At 65.5% G+C, this 20095-nt stretch carries 15 protein-coding genes; 5 read left to right on the top strand and 10 right to left on the bottom strand.

What is annotated here, in order from left to right; genetic code table 11:
• The first annotated feature begins 107 nt into the window (after positions 1–107).
• Positions 108–1157, top strand: coding sequence for an ABC transporter substrate-binding protein (locus PSUB009319_RS12340; RefSeq protein ID WP_124382525.1), 1050 nt, complete (start codon positions 108–110; stop codon positions 1155–1157).
• A gap of 1 nt (position 1158) precedes the next feature.
• On the opposite strand, the gene PSUB009319_RS12335 is transcribed toward PSUB009319_RS12340, so the two are convergent.
• The gene (locus tag PSUB009319_RS12335) at positions 1159–2289 is read right to left on the bottom strand and encodes a porin (protein ID WP_124382524.1); all 1131 of its coding nucleotides are present in this window, start codon (positions 2287–2289) and stop codon (positions 1159–1161) included.
• Positions 2290–2570: 281 nt separating this feature from the next.
• Here PSUB009319_RS12335 and PSUB009319_RS12330 point away from each other — a divergent pair, with 281 nt between their 5' ends.
• Positions 2571–3005: a PaaI family thioesterase gene (locus tag PSUB009319_RS12330; RefSeq protein ID WP_124382523.1), complete on the top strand. Its 435-nt coding sequence runs from the start codon at positions 2571–2573 to the stop codon at positions 3003–3005.
• Positions 3006–3037: 32 nt separating this feature from the next.
• Positions 3038–3628 (top strand): hydrolase, encoded by a 591-nt coding sequence (locus PSUB009319_RS12325; RefSeq protein ID WP_124382522.1) that lies wholly within the window; start codon positions 3038–3040, stop codon positions 3626–3628.
• Positions 3629–3631: 3 nt separating this feature from the next.
• On the opposite strand, the gene PSUB009319_RS12320 is transcribed toward PSUB009319_RS12325, so the two are convergent.
• On the bottom strand, positions 3632–4477 hold the full coding sequence (locus tag PSUB009319_RS12320; RefSeq protein ID WP_124382521.1) for a helix-turn-helix transcriptional regulator: 846 nt from the start codon (positions 4475–4477) through the stop codon (positions 3632–3634).
• A 124-nt stretch (positions 4478–4601) separates the two neighbouring features.
• Between PSUB009319_RS12320 and PSUB009319_RS12315 the strand changes: the two genes are divergently transcribed.
• On the top strand, positions 4602–6068 hold the full coding sequence (locus tag PSUB009319_RS12315; protein ID WP_124382520.1) for an MFS transporter: 1467 nt from the start codon (positions 4602–4604) through the stop codon (positions 6066–6068).
• Positions 6069–6191: 123 nt separating this feature from the next.
• Entirely contained in the window at positions 6192–6971 is a 780-nt protein-coding gene (locus PSUB009319_RS12310; protein ID WP_124382519.1) for an aquaporin, read from the top strand.
• A gap of 10 nt (positions 6972–6981) precedes the next feature.
• Here the strand turns inward: PSUB009319_RS12310 and PSUB009319_RS12305 are convergent, their stop codons facing one another.
• From PSUB009319_RS12305 to gcvH, 8 genes are all read right to left on the bottom strand, one after another.
• Complete coding sequence (locus PSUB009319_RS12305) at positions 6982–7629, bottom strand: response regulator transcription factor (RefSeq protein WP_124382518.1); 648 nt, start codon at positions 7627–7629, stop codon at positions 6982–6984.
• Between the two features lie 249 nt (positions 7630–7878).
• Positions 7879–9093 (bottom strand): EAL domain-containing protein, encoded by a 1215-nt coding sequence (locus PSUB009319_RS12300; RefSeq protein ID WP_124382662.1) that lies wholly within the window; start codon positions 9091–9093, stop codon positions 7879–7881.
• A 930-nt stretch (positions 9094–10023) separates the two neighbouring features.
• Positions 10024–10830: a MetQ/NlpA family ABC transporter substrate-binding protein gene (locus PSUB009319_RS12295; protein WP_124382517.1), complete on the bottom strand. Its 807-nt coding sequence runs from the start codon at positions 10828–10830 to the stop codon at positions 10024–10026.
• 162 nt (positions 10831–10992) lie between these two features.
• The gene (locus tag PSUB009319_RS12290; protein WP_124382516.1) at positions 10993–13809 is read right to left on the bottom strand and encodes a sensor histidine kinase KdpD; all 2817 of its coding nucleotides are present in this window, start codon (positions 13807–13809) and stop codon (positions 10993–10995) included.
• Positions 13810–13891: 82 nt separating this feature from the next.
• Positions 13892–15268 (bottom strand): L-serine ammonia-lyase, encoded by a 1377-nt coding sequence (locus tag PSUB009319_RS12285; protein ID WP_124382515.1) that lies wholly within the window; start codon positions 15266–15268, stop codon positions 13892–13894.
• 94 nt (positions 15269–15362) lie between these two features.
• A complete protein-coding gene (locus PSUB009319_RS12280) occupies positions 15363–16481 on the bottom strand; it encodes an alginate lyase family protein (protein WP_124382514.1) in 1119 nt (372 codons plus the stop codon).
• 175 nt (positions 16482–16656) lie between these two features.
• Entirely contained in the window at positions 16657–19608 is a 2952-nt protein-coding gene (gcvP, locus tag PSUB009319_RS12275) for an aminomethyl-transferring glycine dehydrogenase (RefSeq protein WP_124382513.1), read from the bottom strand.
• A gap of 76 nt (positions 19609–19684) precedes the next feature.
• A complete protein-coding gene (gene gcvH / locus PSUB009319_RS12270; RefSeq protein WP_124382512.1) occupies positions 19685–20065 on the bottom strand; it encodes a glycine cleavage system protein GcvH in 381 nt (126 codons plus the stop codon).
• Between the last annotated feature and the right edge of the window lie 30 nt (positions 20066–20095).

The following is a 20095-nucleotide window of genomic DNA, read 5'->3' as shown; positions in this document are numbered from 1 at the left end:
TTGCCGCTCCCTAGAATGGTGGCGGCTGCCTACACGCGCCGGATGCATCACTCATCAAATCCGGGCCGCGCGATACCGATATCTACAAAAGAGCCGGAGACAACTCAATGGGTGTTTTTACCTGCAGGAGCGCCCGCACACGCGGCCTCCGGGGCTTGATCACGCCGTGGCTCGCTGCCCTTCTGGCAGTGGCAACTTCACACGCCCTGGCGCAAGACCCCACGCGCCTGACCCTCATGGTCAGCGGCACCGCCAAGATGATCTACCTGCCGGCCACGCTGGCGCAACGTCTGGGCTATTTCCGCGACGAGGGGCTCGAGGTGGAACTGCTCTCGCAGCCCGCCGGCGTGGATGCGGAAAGCGAACTGCTCACCGGTTTTGCGCAAGGCGTGGTCGGCTTCTATGACCACACCATCGACCTGCAGGCCAAGGGCAAGGAGGTCCGCGCCATCGTCGTGTTCAGCCAGGTGCCGGGCGAAGCGGAAGTCGTGTCCACACGGTTGCCGGTAACGGTGCAATCCATGCGCGACCTGCGCGGCCGCACGCTGGGTGTGACGGGACTGGGCGCATCCACCAGCTTTCTCACGCGTTACCTGATGGCGCAGCAGGGGCTGTCGGCCGGCGACTACACCATGCTGCCGGTCGGCGCGGAACGCAGCTTCGTTAGCGCGCTGCGCAGCGGCCGCATCGATGCTGGCATGACCACCGACCCAACGGCCTCGCGCCTTGTGCACAACGGTGAAGCCCGTGTGCTGCTCGACCTGCGCACGCTCGAGAGCACGCGCGCTGCGCTGGGCGGCCCGTATCCGGCCGCGTGTCTGTACCTGCAGACAGAATGGCTGGAGGCCCATCCGGATATCGCCGCCAAGCTGGCCCGCGCGTTTGTGCGCACCTTGCGCTACATGCACACGCATGGTGCAGAAGACATTGCCGCGCGCATGCCGCCTGAATTCCGGCGCGATCATCCCGAGTTGTACGTCAAAGCGCTTGCCGCCGCGTTGCCCACCTTCAGCGCCGACGGACGCATGCCGGACGACGGCCCACCCACCGTCCTGCGCGTCCTCGCCGCCAGCAATGCCAACGCGCGCGACAAGCACATCGAACTCTCGCGCACCTACACCAACAAGTTTGTCGATCCGGTGCGCGAGCGCCGCTAGCTTAGAAGCGCGTGCGCATACCGACGCCGAACTCCGTCTGGCTGTTGTGGCCGTTGGTGCCGCCCACGATGTACTGATCCTTGAGCTTCATGTAGTCGGCCGCCACGTAAAACTCGGTGCGCTTGGACACGTGATAGAAGACCGAGCCATACAGCGTGTTCTTGCGGCCACTGCCCGCAGCCGTGGCACCCACCACGCTTGCGTACGCGTTGAGCGTGTTGCCATCGGCGTTGAAGGCGGCGTTGTTGGCCTTCATGATCTGGTAGCCGATTTCGTAGTCGAAGGCGCCTTGCGGAGCGATCTTCAGCGACACGGTGTAGGCGTTGTCGCTGCGGTTGCCGATCGCGGCCGGCTGTTCGCCGGTGTAGTGGAAGTAACCGGCGTTCACGCGGAACATGCCCAGGATCACGTTGCCGCCCACCGAGTACGAGCGGTCCATGAAGCCGCCCACCTTGGCCTGTTGCGCGAAGCCAGCCACGTGGAAGTTGTCGCCGTTGTAGCCCAGCGCCAGCGACTCGGTGGTGCCTTGCGAGAACTGGCCCGGCACTTCGCCAAACTGGTAGCCCAGGGCCGTCAGGAAGCGGCCGCCCCACATCTTCTTCCACACCACGCCGTTGTTCAGACGCGTGCCCGTGGCGCTGCCTGCGTAGAAGATCAGTTGCTTGAAGTTGTTGGTGTTGGTGTAGCCACCTTCATCCAGGCCCACTGCGGCGCCGGTGTACGGGTCACCGTAGATGCCGGAGATGTCGCGCGCAATCGCGTTCTGGCGGCCGAAAGTCAGCTTGCCCAGCGCTTCGCTTTGCAGGCCCACCCAGGCGTCGCGGTTGAACAGCACCCCCGGGGTGTCCATGTTGCCGGTCGGCGTTTCAAATTCGGATTCCAGCTTGAAGATGGCCGACGTGCCGCCGCCCAGGTCTTCCTTGCCGGTCAGGCCCCAGCGGCTGCCCGAGAACCAGGGGATCTGGAAGCCGGTGGTACGCCCGCCGTTGGCAGTCGTGTTGCTGACGGTGCTGATCGTGGTGTCGATCAGGCCGTAGAGCGTGACATTTGACGCTTGTGCGTGAGCGCCGGTAGTGGCCAGGGTGGCCGCAGCGGCGGCAGTGGCCGCGAGGGCGAACTTGATGCGGGACATTAACGTCTCCTTCCTTGTGGGTAATGGTGTCCGGTCGTGATGCCGGCTTGAGGTAACGCGCAAGGGCAGTTGGTCAGGCCGCCCGATGCAATCGCTGGGCGAGCGTAGAAGGGGGCACCTTTCTGGAGCCTTTCGCGTCGGCGTGCACGCAACGCTAGGGTCTACCCGCATTGGGAGACTGCGGGTTATTGCACCGTCCAATGCAACGCATTGCAGCCCTGGCAATCGGGCTCGCGGTAGAGTGTCGAGTCACTTCACCTCAACGGCCCCCGATTCCTCCCATGCATCCGTCCCAAATGACCGGCCTGCAATTGCTGCAGGCCATGTCGCGCGGTGATCTGCCGCGCGCGTCCATCAGTGAAACCATCCCGATGACGATGGACGCCATTGAAGCCGGCACCGTGCACTTCGGCGCCCAGGCCGACAAGCGCCACCTCAATCCGCTGGGCGGCGTGCACGGCGGCTTTGCGGCGACGGTGCTGGATTCGGTGACGGGCTGCGCGGTGCATTCCATGCTCGAAGCCGGCGTCGGCTATGGCACGGTCGACCTGAACGTGAAGATGGTGAAGGCGGTGCCGGTCGATACACCGCTGGTGGCCGTTGGCCGCGTGCTGCATGTCTCGCGCACGATCGGCGTGTCCGAAGGCACCCTCAAGACGCAGGACGGCACGCTGCTGGCGCATGCCACGGCAACGTGTGTCATCCGCCGTCCGTAGTCGAACAATCGCCGATTCACCTGGAGCACTTGATGTCTGAACCGCTGCAAACCCTGTCCGCCAAGACCACCGCGCTCGTGCTGATCGACCTGCAACGCGGCATCCTGCCGTTTGCGCAGGGGCCGCATTCGGCCGAGCAGGTGTTGGGCGCCTCCGCCAAGCTCGCCAAGCGCTTTCGCGCGCTGGGCGCACCGGTGGTGCTGGTGCGCGTGGGTTGGGCGCCGGACTATGCCGACGCGCCTCGCCAGCCCGTCGATCGCCCCGCGCCCATGCAGCCCGGTGGCCTGCCGCCGCAGTGGTGGGAACAGCCCGCAGAGCTGGAAGTCGCGCCCACCGACATCCAGATCACCAAGCGCCAGTGGGGCGCGTTCTACGGCACCGAGCTGGATCTGCAACTGCGCCGCCGCGGCATCACCACCATCGTGCTGGGCGGCATCTCGACACATGTGGGCGTGGAATCGACCGCGCGCGCAGCGTGGGAACACGGCTACGCGCTGGTGCTGGCTGAAGATGCGATGAGTTCAAACGATGCGGCAATGCATCGATCGTCGGTGGAGCACGTCTTCGCGCGCCTGGGCCGCGTGCGCAATACGGACACCATCCTCGCGGCCCTGACGGCTTAAGGCCTAGGAGCCGCCGTCGACCGGCACGTACAGCACCATGCGCAAGCGCGGGTCTTCCATCACCGGCAGGCCGATGTAGTCGTAGCGGACGATCTTGCCGCCGGGCGTGCGGATCAGCTTGTGCTCGGCACGCTGGGCACGCACTTCGTGCTGACGCCACCACGTATCAAACTCACGGCTGCGGGTGCGCAGCCGGTCGACCAGCGCCACGAGCACGGGGTCATCCGCATGCGGGTCGTACACCGCGCGAAACTTCGCCAGCATGCGGCGCGCTTCGTTCTCCCACTCCACAAAGCGCTCGCGCGCGTTGGCGTACAGGAACATGTAGACCAGCGAGTTGCGGTCTTCGGGCGGCATCGTGCTGAAATCCATGAAGAGCTGCGAGGTAGCCTCGTTCCAGCACAGCAGCTCGGTGCGGTAGCTGCGCACATGGGCGGGCAGAACCATGCCGGCAACAGCCCGGCGCAGGACGTCAGGCACCGCTTCGGCCGCGGCGCGCCCGGTCGTACCAACCCCGCCCCCCGAGAAGACCGATTCCGCGCGCGCCAGGCCACGCATATGCGCGCGTTCATCCGTTGACAGCTTCAGCGCCCGGCCGATTGCCTCGATGGTCGCCACCGAGGGCCGCACGTCGCGCCCCTGCTCGATGCGCACATACCAATCGATGCTGATGTTGGCCAACTGCGCGACTTCTTCCCGGCGCAGGCCGGCGGTGCGGCGGCGCCCGCTGCCTTCGGGCAACCCTACATCCTGCGGACGCAGGTGACTGCGGCGGCTGCGCAGGAACTCGCCCAGCTCGTTGCGAGGCGTGGCAGGGAAGGGGGCAAGATCCGCGGTGAAATCGTCCATGGGGGCATTACACACGATGGTGCGCGCAGGTGGGAGGGACAGCTCAATCCTAGGTTAATCCTAGCTCTGCATCGAATCGGCTCGCGCACCTACGCTGCGTTCATCCTTCTTTCCGGAGCCGATCGTGACCCATGTTTCTTCTGCGTCTTCCGTATCAGAACCCCGCCGCTGGCTCGCCTTTGGTGTGATGGTGACGGCGCAATTCATGTTCATCGTCGATGCGTTCATCGCCAATGTGGCAATCCCAAGCATCCGGGCGAGCCTGCACGCCACACCTGCGCAGCTTGAGGCGGTGCTGGCCGTGTACCAGCTCGGCTACGCGATCCTGCTGATCACCGGCGGCCGTCTGGGGGATCTGTTCGGGCGGCGGCGCGTATTCCTGCTGGGCCTCGTCGCCTTTACCGCCACGTCGGCCGGCTGCGGGCTGGCTGGCAGCGCGGCGGCGCTGATTGCGTGGCGGTTTGCGCAAGGGCTGTCTGCCGCGATGCTGGTGCCGCAGGTGCTGGCCAGCATCCAGGCGCTGTTTGCCGGCGCCGAGCGCGACCGCGCGCTGTCGATCTTCGGGCTGGTGCTCGGCACCGGTGGCGCGGCGGGGCTGTTGGTGGGCGGCGCACTCACCAGTGCGGACATCGCCGGGCTGGGCTGGCGTTCGGCCTTCCTGATCAACGTGCCGGTGGGGCTGGCGGGTGCGCTGCTGGGCTGGCGCTGGATTCCGCGCCCGGCCGCGGCCCACGCAGAGACCCATCTCGACATCGCCGGCGTAGCGTGGATGGCCATCAGCGTGGCCGCCGTGCTTGTACCGCTGCTGTTCGGCCGCGAACTGCACTGGCCGGTGTGGACCCTGGCGCTGCTCGTCGCAGGCCTGTTCGGCATGGCGACGTTCCAGCAGCTTGAGGCACGTGTCGACCGCGCTGGCGGTACGCCGCTGCTACCACCCGCCTTGCTGCAACATCGCGCATTCATGACGGGGCTGACGGCATCGGGGCTGCACTACATCGGGATGATGGCGTTCTTCCTGGTGCTCACGCTGTATCTGCAGAACGGGCGGCAGCTCTCTGCAGTACGCATGGGCGTTGCCATCCTGCCGCTGGCCATCACCTTTCTGGTGACATCACGGGTGGCCAATGCGCTGGTGCGGCGTTACGGCGTTCGCGCGCTGCTGGCGGGCCTCGGCCTGATGGCGCTGGGCCTGCTGGTACTGCTGTCGGGCTTCGGCACGGTTTGGACACACCCCGCCACGCCCAGCATGACGCGCATCGGCATTGCCGTGGCGCTGTATGGGGCGGGGCAGGGGCTGGTCGTCGTACCGCTCATCGGCCTGGTGCTGACCGGCGTGGCACGCACGCAAGCGGGTGCGGCGGCGGGGCTGCTGATCACGGCACAACAACTGGCGGGCGCGCTGGGCGTCGCCTGTATCGGCGGGCTGTATTTCACCTTTGCCGCAGACGGCAGTGCAACCGGCATGGCACATGGCACGATGGCCGGATGCATCGCCATGCTGGCGGCGCTGGGCGCGGCGGCCGCGGGCTTTGCCCGACTGGGCACACAGCAACGGCAACTGGCCGCAGCCAGCGCGGCGAGCCCGGCCTGAACCACCTCACACCATTCGATACTCGGGCGCGCGACACAAGCGCGCCCGCGTGCATTGATCGGCCTCGGCGGAGATTCCACACTCACGCGCGATGCACTTGGCATCGTTCATTTTTCTTTCCGCATGGCCAGTGTTTTCCCCCTCCACGCCGCAGCTTCAGCCACACCCGTTGCACCGTCGCTGGCTCGCCGCATCGTCGCGGAAGGGCTCGGCACGGCCTTGCTGATTGCGGTGGTGATCGGCACGGGCATCCACGCAAGCCGGCTCTCGGGCGGCAATGCCATGTGGACGCTGCTGGCGCAATCGCTGGCGGGTGGCGCGGGTCTGCTGGCATTGCTGACGGTATTCACGCCGGTGTCGGGTGCGCACCTGAACCCGGCGGTCACGCTGTCGGCGATGCTGCGGGGCGGCCTGCGCGGACATGAGGCGCTGGCCTATCTGATTGCACAAGCCCTGGGCGCCGCGCTGGGTGTGGCGGCTGCGCACGCCATGTTCGGCATGCCGGTCTGGGCGTCGGGCACGCACACCGCCACCGGCCCCGCACTGTGGTGGAGCGAGGCGCTGGCAACGTTCGGGCTGATCGGGGTGGGTATCGCCTGCGGCCGTCACGCGCCAAAGCAATTGCCGTTGGCGGTGGCGGCGTATATCGCGGCAGGGTACTGGTTCACGGCGTCGTCATCGCTGGCCAACCCGGCGCTGGCCTTTGCCTGCGCACTGACCGACAGCCCGTCTGGCATCCGTCCTGCCGATGTACCGGGCTACATGCTGGCGCAACTGGCCGGCGCACTGCTGGCCACGCCGCTGTTCAACTGGATGATGGGCATGCAAGGCGCGCCCGCGCAGGTGGCCGACGCCGCCATCGCATCTGCGCAAGCCGTGCCGATCCACCGCCAGGCAAGCTGATGGCCGGTGCTCAGTGGAGCGTTGTCAGCCCATTGGTGCGGACGTACTGAAACAGATCGGTCTCGCGTTCCAGCCCAAGCTTGCGCAGCGCCACGGTCTTCTGCGTGCTGACCGTCTTGATGCTCGAACCGAGCTTGATTGCGATGTCCGACACGGCCATGCCGTCGGCATACATGCAAAGCACTTCACGCTCGCGCGCGCTCAACCGCTCAAACACATTCCGTCCATTGGAACTGAGGCCCGTGTCTTCCAGGATGCGCGGGCTGTCGTACCGCACGCCGCGCGCGGCAGCCATGATGGCGTGCCCGACATGAATCAGGTCATCGTTCTTGCTCACGATGCCGGCCACGCCAATCTGCCGCATGGCGCGCAAGAGGGCCGGGTTGTGAACCATCGTGCAGACGACGACGGCGCGCTTTGGATATTGCTTGCGCAGGCGCGCCAGCAATTGCATGCCATCGAAGGCAGGTTCGCCACCCAGGTTGTAGTCGGCCACGATGACGTTGCAGTCTATGTGCGCCAGCACCTGCATCAGCTCGCGCCCATCATGCGCCTGCGCAACAACACGCTGCTGCGGAAACTGCGCGATGGCCGTCGCCAGTCCCATCAGAATCACAGGATGATCGTCCGCCACGACGATCGAGAGGACAGAGGACATGCGCACGGCGTCAGGTCAGGCGCATCGCCAGCGAAGGCGTGTCCAACTTGGCGAGCAGCGGAGCGAAATAGATCGAAGCCGTCATGGAGAAGTCGGGAAGGCCGCAGAAAGGAGCAGTTACCTTACTCACCCGATGAGCCGTGCGGGGTCAGACTTTTCTTACTTTGATGGCGCGTAACCTTTCGGGGCAGAAGCTGCTTCTATCAGGGCTGAGGAAAACTGAATGGCCCTGCGGCATTCCAATCGCACTCAAGCCGCCGCTTGCACGTGCGCCAGAAACGCGGTGACGGACAGCGGCGCCGCCCACAGATAACCCTGTCCGGTTGCACAGCCCAGCGCGCGCAAGGTCTGGCGCTGCGCGTCGGTTTCCACCCCTTCGGCAATGCATTCGAGATGCAGCGCCCGCGCCAGCTCGATCATCGTGCGGCAGATCACGCCGCGCTGGCTGGTCTGATTCACCGCGGCAGTAAACGAGCGGTCGATCTTGAGGATGGTGAAAGGCAGGTCGGCCAACAACTTGAGCGTAGCGATACCCACGCCAAAATCGTCGATGGACAGCGGATGGCCCAACAGCCGCAGGCGGTTGAGCGCAATGGTGAGCTGCGCGACATCGGGCACGGGCGAATCCTCCGTCAGCTCGATGGCGATGGCCGCCGGCGCAATGCGCGCCTCGCGCACGATGGCTTCGATGCGATCGACAGTGCCGGCCCGGCCCAGCGTCTGCGCAGACGCATTCACACCAATCGAGACGGAATGCGCATGCGCGACCAGCGCGTGCTGCACGCGCACACAATGCCCGAGCACGTGAAAGAACAGGCCATCGGCCAGACCAAGCGCTTCCAGGCGCGGCACAAACGCCGCAGGCGACACACGCCCATGCACCGGATGCATCCAGCGGCACAGTGCCTCGGCCCCAGCGATCTGGTTGCTGGCCAGATCGTGCTGGGGTTGGAATACGACCTCGATCTGCTCGGGCGTTTCGTGGATGAGCGCGGCAAGTTCATCGTCGGAAAATTGCGGCAGACCGGTGGCGGCGGCGGGCGCGCGGCCCCGCTCACGCGCGGCGGCTTCTTCCAGCAGCGGCAATACATGCGCCGGACGCAGCGGTTTCTGCACGCCATGCGTATGCGTGAGCCCGATCGCATCGGCCAGGCTTACGTGCGACTCGACGATCTGCGCATCCAGCGCGCTGACCCACGCCCATACGGGCGCGTGTCGTGCAAAGACGCGACCGCCGCGCAAGTGCATCTGTTCCATTAGTTCGGGGCCGTTCATGCCGGGCATGTCGATGTCGCACAGCACGAGGTCGACGTGGCAGAGCTGGAGCAGGTAGAGCGCCTCGCGGCCGTCGCAGGCGCTCAGGATCTGCTGCACGCCCAGCGTATGGAGCAGTTGCCGGGCGGCGGCCCGTTGCACCGGGTGGTCATCCACCACCAGCACGGCGAGTTGCGCGAAACCTTCCATCGGCCAGTCCCTGTCGTTGTAGGTATCGGGGCGAGGCACATCCCGTTTGCGCTGTGTGACGCCGCCGTCAGCCGCCATTGAAGCACTGCGCGCAGACCTTGTCAGGCGGCCCGAAAAAAACAAAGCCCGCGCAGCTTTTCAACTGCGCGGGCCTTGAGCGATTCCCCCAACCTTTTGAGCTTCCGGCGCCGGTGTCGACTCGGCGTCAGGACGTGAGAAATCGTGCCCGAAAAAAATGAAGCCCGCAACAGGGGCGGGCTCAAAAGGGGGGGAGTGCTCTCTAAAGAGAGAGCAAGGTGAAGTTTAGTGGAGGGGGCGGTGTCAGACTGTCCGGGGTTCGCCGAAACGCTTGTAGGACAAAAACTGACGAAATTTAACGATATTAGCGGCACAAAGCACGTGGTTGCGCGCACATTCGCGGCTTTGGCGTGATTCAAACAGCGCTTCGACTATTCAGTACAGACATGTGTGCCGGCGTTCGAAATCTGGCTCGAAGCGCACGCTTGAAAAAACTGCGCTCGTTGCTATCGGGCAACGCTGCCGCAGAAAACACACAACGAAGAAGAGCAATCAGGGGAGCCGGGATCGGCCGAGACGCAAGGCGGTCGGAAGAACCGTAAAAGACGCGCGCCAAAGAAAAAAGCCCGAGCACCAGGTGCTCGGGCCACAATCCACCAAGGAGGGTGGAGGAGACAGTTCCCACTATAGCCAATCATTTGCTGCGTTGCAATAACGTAGAACTACTTAATGTAACGAGAGGCTACAAGCGTTGCCAAGGCGCCACGAGTGACGAAAACGATTGCAAGTGTCACATGCTGGTGCAGCGCAACAAACAACGCGGCGCACCGCGGCCGTCATCAGGCCAGCGGCGCGCCGAATGTCAACGCAGGGCGATTCGCAAAAGTCACGGCTGACTTTTAGCGCCGGGGCTTAAAACGCCGGCAGGATCGCGCCCTTGAACTGCGTGTCGATGAACTTGCGCACTTCCTCCGATTGGTAGGCATGCACGAGCGTCTTCACCCACGGTTGGTTCTTGTCTTTTTCGCGCACGGCGATCAGGTTGGCGTACGGGCCCTGGCGGTCTTCCAGCGCAATCGCATCCTTGGCGGGCGTCAGGCCGTTCTTGACCGCGTAGTCGGTGTTGATGGCAGCGGCGTCCAGATCCTCCAGCGAGCGCGGCAGTTGGGCTGAATCCAGCTCGATCAGCTTGATCTTCTTCGGGTTCTCAACCACGTCGCGCGGGGTCGCGTTGTTGCCGTTCGTGCCCGCGCCGGGCTTCAGCTTGATCACGCCAGCCTTCTGCAGCAGAAGCAGCGCACGGTTGCCGTTGGATGGGTCATTCTGGAGACCAACCTTCGCGCCTTCCTTGAGCTGCGCCAGCGACTTGATCTTCTTCGAGTAGAAGCCCATCGGCGCCACATAGGTCAGGCCCACGTTGACGATCTTGTAGTGGCGCGCCTGAATCTGGCTATCGAGGAAGGGCTGGTGCTGGAAGCCGTTGGCGTCCAGGTCACCCGAATCGAGCGCGGGGTTGGGTTGGGCGTAGTCGTTGAACTCGATGATCTTGACGTCCAGGCCGTCCTTCTTGGCGACCTTCTGCACGACTTCCCAGATCTGCGCGTCGGGGCCGCTCATGGTGCCGAGCTTGATCTGCCGGGTGTCGGCGTTGGCGGCGCAGGCAACAGCAAATGCAATGGCCGGTACGGCCACGCGCGCAAGGCGGGAAAACAGGGACATGGAGAAACCTCGTGGATTTGTCGTGGATGCGTGAACGAAATCCGCCCGCGGGTAGCGGGCGATGTGACGCAATCGTGTCACGCTTGCGCTCGCGACGGAACGACATTTTCGGCATGTCCATATGCCCCGCAACGGTGCAGGGCCAAGCCTTGAACCTGCGCCCTAAGCTGCGGGCGCCTCTTCCGCTACGGGCGGGGGTTCGGCTGCGGGCAGGGCGACGACGAAGCACGCGCCACCATCGGACGGTGCCTCGACCCAGACGCGGCCGTGATGCGCACTGACAATCGCCTCGCACACAGCCAGCCCCAGGCCGACGCCGGTCGTGGCCGATTCAGTCTCGCCGCGCGTGAATTTTTCGAAGATGGTCCGCACCGCGCCAGCCGGTACGCCGGGGCCGTGATCGCGCACGCGCAGGTGCAGGACGTTGCCGCCAGCTTCATCGTGGACGATCTCGCCCGAGATGTGGACCTCGGTGCCAACCGGGGCGAACTTGCCAGCGTTCTCCAGCAGGTTTGACAGCACGCGCTCCATCAGCGGCCCATCGCAGCGGATGAGCGGCAGGGCAGCAAGGTTATCCACCACCACGCGATGCTCTGGCAGCGGAATGGCCTGAAGCGCCGCGCCGACGAGTTCCTCCACCGACTGCCACTCCAGCCGCAGCTTGACCTCCTGGTTTTGCAGGCGGGCCATGTCGAGCAGGTTGGTGACCATCGTGCGCATGCGCCGCGCCTGCTCGCCGATGGCAGTGGCGGCTTCGGCCTGCAACGCAGGCAAGGGTGGTTGCGTGCGCAGCAGCGTCTCGGCCATCCCCACCAGCCCGGTGAGCGGCGTGCGCAGGTCGTGCGACACGGCGGCCAGCAGTGAATTGCGCAGCCGCTCCGATTCGATGCGCACCAGCGCGTCGCGGGCGACCTCCACGTAGTGCACGCGCTCAATAGCAATGGCGATGAGCGTGGCGCAGGCGTCAATCTGGCGGCGGTTGTCCGCCCGCGTGAGCACGTGGTAGGTCTCGGGCTCCACGGCCAGCACGCCGCGAATGGTCATCGGCGCCTTTAACGGCAGATAGAGCACCGAGCCCGACGGCAGTGTGTGCGTGCCGGTGCCAGCGGGTTGACCGTGCTGATACGTCCAATCGGCCAGCACGCGATCCAGGTTCGGCATGCCGGAAGGCGCATCGGCCGCACCTTCGGGCTTGGCCACCTGCGGCGCACCAAGCCGCCCATCAAGCCCCACAAAGAAGAACGCGCAGCGCCCACCGAACGTCGCGTTGACGAAACGCCCACCGATGCTGACGATCTGGTCCAGCGTGAGCGCCGCCGACAATTCACGCGCTGCCTCGTACAGCGCACGCGCAGCCGCCTCGCGCTGCACAGCAGCTTCTGCCTGTTCACGCAGCCCCGCAGTGAGCTGCCCCACCAGCAAGCCAACGGCCAACATCACCGCGAAGGTCAACAGGTACTGCACATCGCTCACAGCAAACGACCAGCGCGGCGGCACGAAGAAGAAGTCGAACAGCGCGACCGACAGCACCGATGCCAGCGCCGCCGGCCCGCGCCCATGACGCATCGCCACCGCAACCACTGCAGCCAGGAACAACATGACGATGTTGGCAAGATCAAACACCGGCCGTACGAGACTGGAGAGCGCCGTCGCAATGCCCACATAGACGCACGCCGCGATGTAAGCCGGCCGCAGCAGCACGGGCGCGTCATCAGCGGCGCGCTGGGCCTCGGTGCGCATGTCGGTGCGGCCCAGTGTGGGGGCCTTGGGCGCGAGTTGGATATGCGCCGGGTCAGCCGCCGCACGAATCACGTCGACTTCCGGACACTGGCGCGCCAAGGCTTCCGCAAAGTCGCCGCCGGGCAGGCGACGCTCCAGCCCGATCGCCAGGCGCAGCGCCACGACCATCGCACGCGGCGAGCGCCAGCGCTTCTCGGGCGGTCGCCCAATCATGGCCTTAGTGATGTTGTGGCGGCGGATATAGCCGGTGATGGCTTCGACCGCGTTGGTGCCGGCCAGCGTCTCCACCCGTGCGCCCGCGTCTTCGGCCAGCTTGAGCAGTGCATGCAAACGCTCGGAACGCCCGTCGGCGGCGCGCAGATGCGGCATCACCACAGCCACGGCGTGCCAATCGCATTCGAGCTGCGCGGCCAGGCGTGCGGCGCTGCGGATGACCTGTTCACCATCGCCCTGCGGGTCGAGGCACGCGACGATGGTTTCGCGCGTGCGCCAGACGTTTTCGATGCGGCGTGCGCGGCGGTAGGCCTGCACGTCATCGTCCACGCGATCTGCCGTGCGGCGCAGAGCGAGTTCGCGCAGCGCGATCAGGTTGCCCTTGCGAAAGAAATTGCGTGCGGCGTGCTGGGCCTGCTCGGCCATGTAGACCTTGCCCTCGGCCAGACGGCGCAGCAGTTCGTCAGCGGGCAGATCAACGAGGATGACTTCATTCGCGCTGTCGAACACGGCGTCGGGCACGGTTTCCCACACGCGGATGCCGGTGATGCTGCCGACGGCTTCGTTCAGGCTGTCCAGGTGCTGGACGTTGACGGTGGTCCAGACGTCGATGCCTGCAGCCAGCAGGTCTTCGATGTCCTGCCAGCGCTTGGGGTGGCGCGAGCCCGCGACATTTGAGTGCGCGAGTTCGTCGACGAGGATCAGTGCCGGCTTGCGCGCCAGCGCCGCATCGAGGTCGAACTCAGGGAGGGTGCGGCCTTTGTACTCGAGTTGGCGGGTGGGAAGGTGTTCCAGGTCTGCGACGAGCGCGGCGGTTTCGGCTCGGCCGTGGGTTTCGACCAGGCCGATGACGGTGTCGATGCCCGCTACGCGGGCTGCTTTTGCTGCGCAGAGCATGGCGTAGGTTTTGCCTACGCCCGCGGATGCGCCGAAATAAATGCGGAGCCTGCCGCGGGCGGCCTGCTCTTGACCGGAATTGAATTCGGCCAGGAGTTGATCGGGGTTCGGGCGCTCGTTTGCTGGCATGGGACGTATTCTGGGGTGTTTTCCTGTTGGCGGTACATCCCGTGTTTCATCCCGTGCAAACCATCAGCAAAAAACCAAAGCCTCAGCACTCCACAATATTGACCGCCAGCCCACCGCGAGCCGTTTCCTTGTATTTGGTCTTCATATCGGCCCCCGTCTCCCGCATCGTCTTGATCACGGAATCGAGCGACACATAGTGCGTGCCATCTCCGCGCAGCGCCATGCGCGCGGCATTCACCGCCTTCACTGACGCCATCGCATTGCGTTCAATGCACGGAATTTGCACCAACCCGCCCACCGGATCGCAGGTGAGCCCCAGATTGTGTTCCATACCAATTTCCGCAGCGTTCTCGACTTGCGCAGGCGAGCCACCCAGCACGGCAGCCAGCGCGCCAGCAGCCATCGAACACGCCACCCCGACCTCACCCTGGCAGCCGACTTCCGCACCGGAGATGGAGGCATTCATCTTGTAAAGCATGCCGATCGCGCCTGCGGTGAGCAGAAAGTCCACCACACCGTTGTCATTCGCGCCGGGCACGAAGCGATCGTAGTAATGCATCACGGCCGGGATGATGCCTGCCGCGCCGTTGGTGGGCGCCGTGACCACGCGCCCGCCGGCGGCGTTCTCTTCGTTCACGGCAATCGCATACAGGTTCACCCAGTCGATCACCGACAGCGGGTCGGACAGCGTGCGCTCAGCCTGCACCGTCAGCCGTGCATACAGTTCAGCCGCGCGGCGGCGCACGTGGAACGGGCCAGGCAGCTCGCCCTCGGTGCGGCAGCCGCGCGCCACGCATGCCTGCATCACGTGCCAGATGTTGAGCAGACCGGCGCGCACTTCGGCTTCGGTGCGCCACGTCAGCTCGTTTTCCAGCATCAGGCGGGCGATGGATTTGCCTGTCGATTCGCACATCGCCAGCAGTTCGCGGCCGCTGCGGAAGGGGTGCGGCAACTGGTCGTGTGCTGACAGCACCTGTGTATTCGCCGCCCCGGCGGTGACAACAAAACCGCCGCCGACCGACAGATAACGCGCCTCGCGCAGGCGCTCGCCTGCCGCATCAAAGGCATGGAACTTCATGCCGTTGGGGTGCTCGGCCATCGCCTCGCGACGATAAAAGACGATGTGCTCCTTCTCGGTAAAGCGCACCGCGTGACGGCCCAGCAGCGACAGCGATTGCGCTTTGCGCAGCGCGGCCAGCTTGGCGTCAATGGTGTCGGGGTCGATGGTGTCTGGCGCCTCGCCCATCAGGCCGAGGATGACGCCACGATCCGTACCGTGGCCCTTGCCAGTGGCGCCCAGCGAACCGTACAGCTCCACGCGCACGCTGGCGACTTGCGGCATCAGCCCATCCGCTTCCAGGCCGGAGGCGAACATCAGCGCGGCGCGCATCGGCCCGACGGTGTGCGAGCTGGAAGGGCCAATGCCGATCTTGAAGAGGTCGAAAACAGAAACAGCCATGGGGTAGGGCTCCGGAAGTGTTAAGGGCAAGTCGGCTTGTGGCCACTTGCGCCGGGTGGGTGCGTGCCCGCTGTCTATCGCAATGATGCGCCGATCAGTGTGCCGCGCACAGCGCGAGCCAGTCGGGCGCGGTGGCGGCCAGCCGTTCGGCCAGCGGGCGATATTTCGGGTCCAGCCGCGCAGCCTGCCAGTAGAGCGCGCCGGCGCTCTTCGGCTCCCACGGGCCGGAGAAACCGGGCAAGCCGGCGTCGGCGCGCTTCTTGTCAAAAGCGACGTGCGAGTGGACGTACTCTTCGTGCGTGCGGCTGCCGTCGGCATATGGCACGAGCCAGTCGAGGGCGGCAGCAAGCGTGGCGCCGTTGCTCGCGCGCTCGCGCAGCCAGTGCTGGCCGAATGGCTGCACGGCAATCGCGGCCATGGTCAGCGGCTCCAAGTCATAGACGACGTAGTGCAGCGCATCGCGGTCTTCAAAGTCTTCCACCGAGCCATCGGGCCGCACGTTGTTGGCGAGCTGTTGCAGGAACAGGCGATGTGTCTGCTCAATCAGCCCGCGGTCGCCCAGCGCGGCGGCCGACATTGCCATCAGCTTGATGCGGTGGCTCTGCCAGTTGTTGACCCACGTGTGCGAAAGCGGCTGGCGGGCCGCTTGCGTGCGGGCGATGTAACCCTCGGCCAGCGTGCGCAGGAAGCGTTGCGTCTCTTCCCGCGTGCCCGGCGTCAGGCCGTCGCGCCCCAGCGTGTAGGCCTGGATCAGCGCATCGAACTTGGTCTCGTCAATCGGGTTGAAGCTCGGCACATACGTGCCGACCCACGCGTGCAGGAAAGTGTCGAGCTGCTCGGCGAAGTGCTTGTCGCTCGTGAGGCGCCAGGCCAGTGCGGCGTCGCGCATGACAGGAAAATCCCGTGCAGCGACAACAGATTCGTCGTAGATGCCCTGGTGCGGCAGTGTTCCTTCTGTATGCAGACGCGGCAGCGGGTGCGGGGTCTGCACAAGGCGCTGGGTTGCGCGGGCAATCAGTTTGACGGCAGCCGGATCGCCGGACTGCGCAGGTGACACACTGCACCAGTCGTGCGCTGGGCCGGCGGCGTTGTGCGCACCGGCATACACAGACGCTGCTGCCCCCGCTTGGGTTGGCGAACACGCGCTGCACACCGCAGCGGCGGCGGCGCAGGCAAGCAGGCGAAGGAGCGGGGCGCGGTGGAGCATCGGCATGGAAGGGTCTCGTCGATCTGGTGAACTGTCGTCACCTTAAACGCCGAGGCGCCTGAAAGCGTCGATTATGAAAGCGGGTGACGGCGCGCGTTGCGACGATCCGGCCCGGTTACATGTGACGCGACGGTGAGGATTCTGCCCCGCCACCGCCGCGTCACCTCAGGCCCGCCCGTCTTCAGTCTTGCGCGTACTCGCTCATCGGCACGCAGGCGCAGAACAGGTTGCGATCACCGTAGACGTTATCGGCGCGGCCAACCGGCGGCCAGTACTTGCGCGCACGCAGCGATGCCACCGGGTAGGCGGCCTGCTCACGCGTGTACTTGTGTTGCCAATGATCGGCCATCACCACGCTGGCGGTGTGCGGCGCGTGCTTGAGCGGGTTGTCTTCGCGGTCGAATTCGCCCGAGATCACCTTGTCGACTTCGCCACGGATGGCGATCATCGCGTCGATGAAGCGGTCGAGTTCCACCTTGGGCTCGCTCTCGGTCGGCTCGATCATCAGCGTGCCCGGCACCGGGAAGCTCATCGTCGGCGCGTGGAAGCCGAAGTCCATCAGGCGCTTGGCGATGTCTTCATTGCTGATGCCCGACTCCTTCTGCAGCGGGCGGATGTCGAGAATGCACTCGTGCGCCACCAGATCGTGCGCGCCGGTGTACAGCACCGGGTAGTACGGGGCCAGACGCTTGGCCACGTAGTTGGCCGACAGGATGGCCGTTTCGGTGGCGGCGGTCAGGCCGGCTGCGCCCATCATGGCGATGTACATCCAAGAGATCGGCAGGATCGACGCCGAGCCGAATGCCGCCGCCGACACGTTGCCGATGTTCTGGCTGGCGTCTTCGCCCGAAGCCGCGCGGCCGGGCAGGAAGGGCGCAAGATGCGCACCCACCGCTACGGGGCCTACGCCCGGGCCGCCACCGCCGTGCGGAATGCAGAACGTCTTGTGCAGGTTCAGGTGCGAGACATCGCCGCCAAAGTGGCCGGGCGCGGCGGTACCGACCATCGCGTTCATGTTGGCGCCGTCCACGTAGACCTGGCCGCCGTGGCTGTGCACGATTTCGCAGACGCGCTTGACGCCTTCCTCGAACACGCCGTGCGTGGACGGGTACGTGATCATGATCGCCGCGAGGTTCTTGCTGTGCTCGGCCGCCTTCTTCTCCAGGTCGGCCAAGTCAACGTTGCCGCGCTCATCGCACGCCACCACCACCACTTGCATGCCGGCCATCTGCGCCGATGCCGGGTTCGTGCCGTGCGCCGACGACGGGATCAGGCACACGTTGCGGTGGCCCTCGCCACGGCTGGCGTGGTACGCATGGATGATCAGCAGGCCAGCGTATTCACCCTGCGAGCCGGCGTTCGGCTGCAGGCTCACAGCCGCGTAGCCCGTGGCCGCGCACAGCATCTGCTCGAGCTGGTCGATCATCTCGCGGTAGCCCACGGTCTGGTCGGCGGGCGCGAACGGATGGATGTTCGAGAACTCGGGCCACGTCACCGGCAGCATCTCGGCGGTGGCGTTGAGCTTCATGGTGCACGAGCCCAGCGGGATCATCGTGCGGTCCAGTGCCAGATCCTTGTCGGCCAGGCTGCGCAGGTAGCGCAGCATTTCGTGCTCGGAGTGGTGCGCGTTGAACACCGGGTGCGTCAGATACGCGCTTTGGCGCACCAGCGACGCCGGGTACGCATCGGCGACGGTCGCTTCGGTCTTGTCGAAGTCCGGGGCGGCAGCATGGGCGGCATGCGCGAAGACTTCCCACAGTGCCACCACATCGGCGCGCGTGACGGTCTCGTCAAGCGAGATGCCCAGGCGCGCATCATCGATCTGGCGCAGGTTGATGCCGTGCGCCTGTGCAGCGATGTGCAGGTTGGCGGTGCGCGGGCCGGTGGCAACAGTCAGCGTATCGAAGAAGGCATCGGCTTCAAGCGTGTAGCCGACAGCGCGCAGGCCTGCGGCCAGCGTGGCGGTCAGGCGGTGCACGCGCTGGGCGATGCGCTTCAGGCCCTGCGGGCCGTGATAGACGGCGTACATCGACGCCATCACGCCCAGCAGCACCTGTGCGGTACAGATGTTGGACGTGGCCTTTTCGCGGCGGATGTGTTGCTCGCGCGTTTGCAGCGCCAGGCGGTAGGCCGGGTTGCCTTGCGCATCGACCGTCACGCCGACGAGGCGGCCCGGCATCGAGCGCTTGAACGCATCGCGCACGGCCATGTAACCGGCGTGCGGGCCGCCGAAACCGAACGGCACGCCAAAGCGCTGCGTGTTGCCGATGACCACGTCGGCGCCCCATTCGCCCGGTGCGGCCAGCAGCGTGAGCGCCAGCAGATCCGCAGCCGCAACAACCAAGCCGCCAGCCGCATGCACGGCGTCGGTCAGCGCTTGGTATGTCGACAGATCGCCCAGCAGCGCACCATTGGCGCCCGGGTATTGCAGCAGCACGCCAAAGGCGTCGTGCTTGGCAGCGTCAGCAGCAGGGCCAGTCACGATCTGCACGCCGATCGGCTCGGCGCGCGTGCGCACGACTTCAAGCGTTTGGGGCAGCACGTCGTCGGCCACGAAGAACACGGTCGACTTCGACTTGCCGATGCGTTGCAGCAGCGTCATCGCTTCAGCGGCGGCGGTGGCCTCATCCAGCATCGACGCGTTGGCGATGTCCATCGCCGTCAGGTCGATCACCATCTGCTGGAAGTTCAGCATCGCTTCCAGACGGCCCTGCGAGATTTCCGGCTGATACGGCGTGTAAGCCGTGTACCAGGCGGGGTTCTCGAGGATGTTGCGCAGGATCACGCCCGGCGTATGCGTGCCGTAATAGCCCTGGCCGATCAGGCTCTTGGCCACGCGGTTCTGCCCGGCGATGCCGCGCAGCTTGGCCAATGCGGCTTCTTCGGTCAGCGGCTGCGTGAACTCACCCAGCGGCATGCCGTCCTGGCGGCGGATGGCGGGGGGGATCACGGCGTCGATCAGCGCGGCGCGGCTGGCGTAACCAAGCGTGCCGAGCATCTGGGCCTGCTCGTCGGCAGACGGGCCGATGTGGCGATGCGCGAAGGCGTCGCGCGCCTCCAGGTCAGCCAGCGTGGGGCGTTCGGCGGCGGCGTTGGCCAGCGCGGCCGAGGAAGCGGGGTGCGGAGCGTTCATGGCAAGGGCTCGAATCAAACAGAAAAAGCCGATGCGTGGCGCAGGTCAGGGCGCGCGCATCGGCTTGAGGTATGGCTTAGCCTTTCGTGGCAGCGTACTGCTCGGCCGTCATCAACGCGTTCACGTCGTCGACGTTGGTCGGCTTGATCTTGAACAGCCACGCCGCGTAGGCATCGGCGTTGACGGATTCGGGTGCGCCCGAAGCAGCCTCGTTGTTGCCGATGATCTCGCCCGACACGGGTGCGTAGATGTCGGAAGCGGCCTTCACCGATTCCACCACGGCAATCGCTTCATCCTTGGACACGGCGCGGCCGGCTTCCGGCAGATCCAGAAAGACGATGTCGCCGAGCGCATCTTGCGCGAAGTCGGTGATGCCGATGGTCAGCGTGCCGTCGGCTTCAACGCGGATCCACTCGTCGTGTTCGGTGTACTTCAGATCAGCAGGAAAGTTGCTCATGAAAGGTTTCTCCGGAAGATTGCAATGATT

Origin of the sequence: Ralstonia sp. SET104 (assembly GCF_003851545.1) — a bacterium.
Classification (GTDB): Bacteria; Pseudomonadota; Gammaproteobacteria; order Burkholderiales; family Burkholderiaceae; genus Ralstonia.
The sequence above is the reverse complement of the archived record's forward strand: the minus strand, read 5'-3'. Positions and strand labels throughout refer to the sequence as shown.

What these genes read in the sequence shown, in the direction of transcription:
- gcvH (WP_124382512.1), bottom strand. Translation starts at nt 20,065, where the DNA reads ATGAGCAACTTTCCTGCTGATCTGAAGTACACCGAACACGACGAGTGG.
- PSUB009319_RS12325 (WP_124382522.1), top strand. Translation starts at nt 3,038, where the DNA reads ATGTCTGAACCGCTGCAAACCCTGTCCGCCAAGACCACCGCGCTCGTG.
- PSUB009319_RS12295 (WP_124382517.1), bottom strand. Translation starts at nt 10,830, where the DNA reads ATGTCCCTGTTTTCCCGCCTTGCGCGCGTGGCCGTACCGGCCATTGCA.
- PSUB009319_RS12330 (WP_124382523.1), top strand. Translation starts at nt 2,571, where the DNA reads ATGCATCCGTCCCAAATGACCGGCCTGCAATTGCTGCAGGCCATGTCG.
- PSUB009319_RS12300 (WP_124382662.1), bottom strand. Translation starts at nt 9,093, where the DNA reads ATGGAAGGTTTCGCGCAACTCGCCGTGCTGGTGGTGGATGACCACCCG.
- PSUB009319_RS12320 (WP_124382521.1), bottom strand. Translation starts at nt 4,477, where the DNA reads ATGGACGATTTCACCGCGGATCTTGCCCCCTTCCCTGCCACGCCTCGC.
- gcvP (WP_124382513.1), bottom strand. Translation starts at nt 19,608, where the DNA reads ATGAACGCTCCGCACCCCGCTTCCTCGGCCGCGCTGGCCAACGCCGCC.
- PSUB009319_RS12290 (WP_124382516.1), bottom strand. Translation starts at nt 13,809, where the DNA reads ATGCCAGCAAACGAGCGCCCGAACCCCGATCAACTCCTGGCCGAATTC.
- PSUB009319_RS12285 (WP_124382515.1), bottom strand. Translation starts at nt 15,268, where the DNA reads ATGGCTGTTTCTGTTTTCGACCTCTTCAAGATCGGCATTGGCCCTTCC.
- PSUB009319_RS12310 (WP_124382519.1), top strand. Translation starts at nt 6,192, where the DNA reads ATGGCCAGTGTTTTCCCCCTCCACGCCGCAGCTTCAGCCACACCCGTT.
- PSUB009319_RS12340 (WP_124382525.1), top strand. Translation starts at nt 108, where the DNA reads ATGGGTGTTTTTACCTGCAGGAGCGCCCGCACACGCGGCCTCCGGGGC.
- PSUB009319_RS12335 (WP_124382524.1), bottom strand. Translation starts at nt 2,289, where the DNA reads ATGTCCCGCATCAAGTTCGCCCTCGCGGCCACTGCCGCCGCTGCGGCC.
- PSUB009319_RS12280 (WP_124382514.1), bottom strand. Translation starts at nt 16,481, where the DNA reads ATGCCGATGCTCCACCGCGCCCCGCTCCTTCGCCTGCTTGCCTGCGCC.
- PSUB009319_RS12305 (WP_124382518.1), bottom strand. Translation starts at nt 7,629, where the DNA reads ATGTCCTCTGTCCTCTCGATCGTCGTGGCGGACGATCATCCTGTGATT.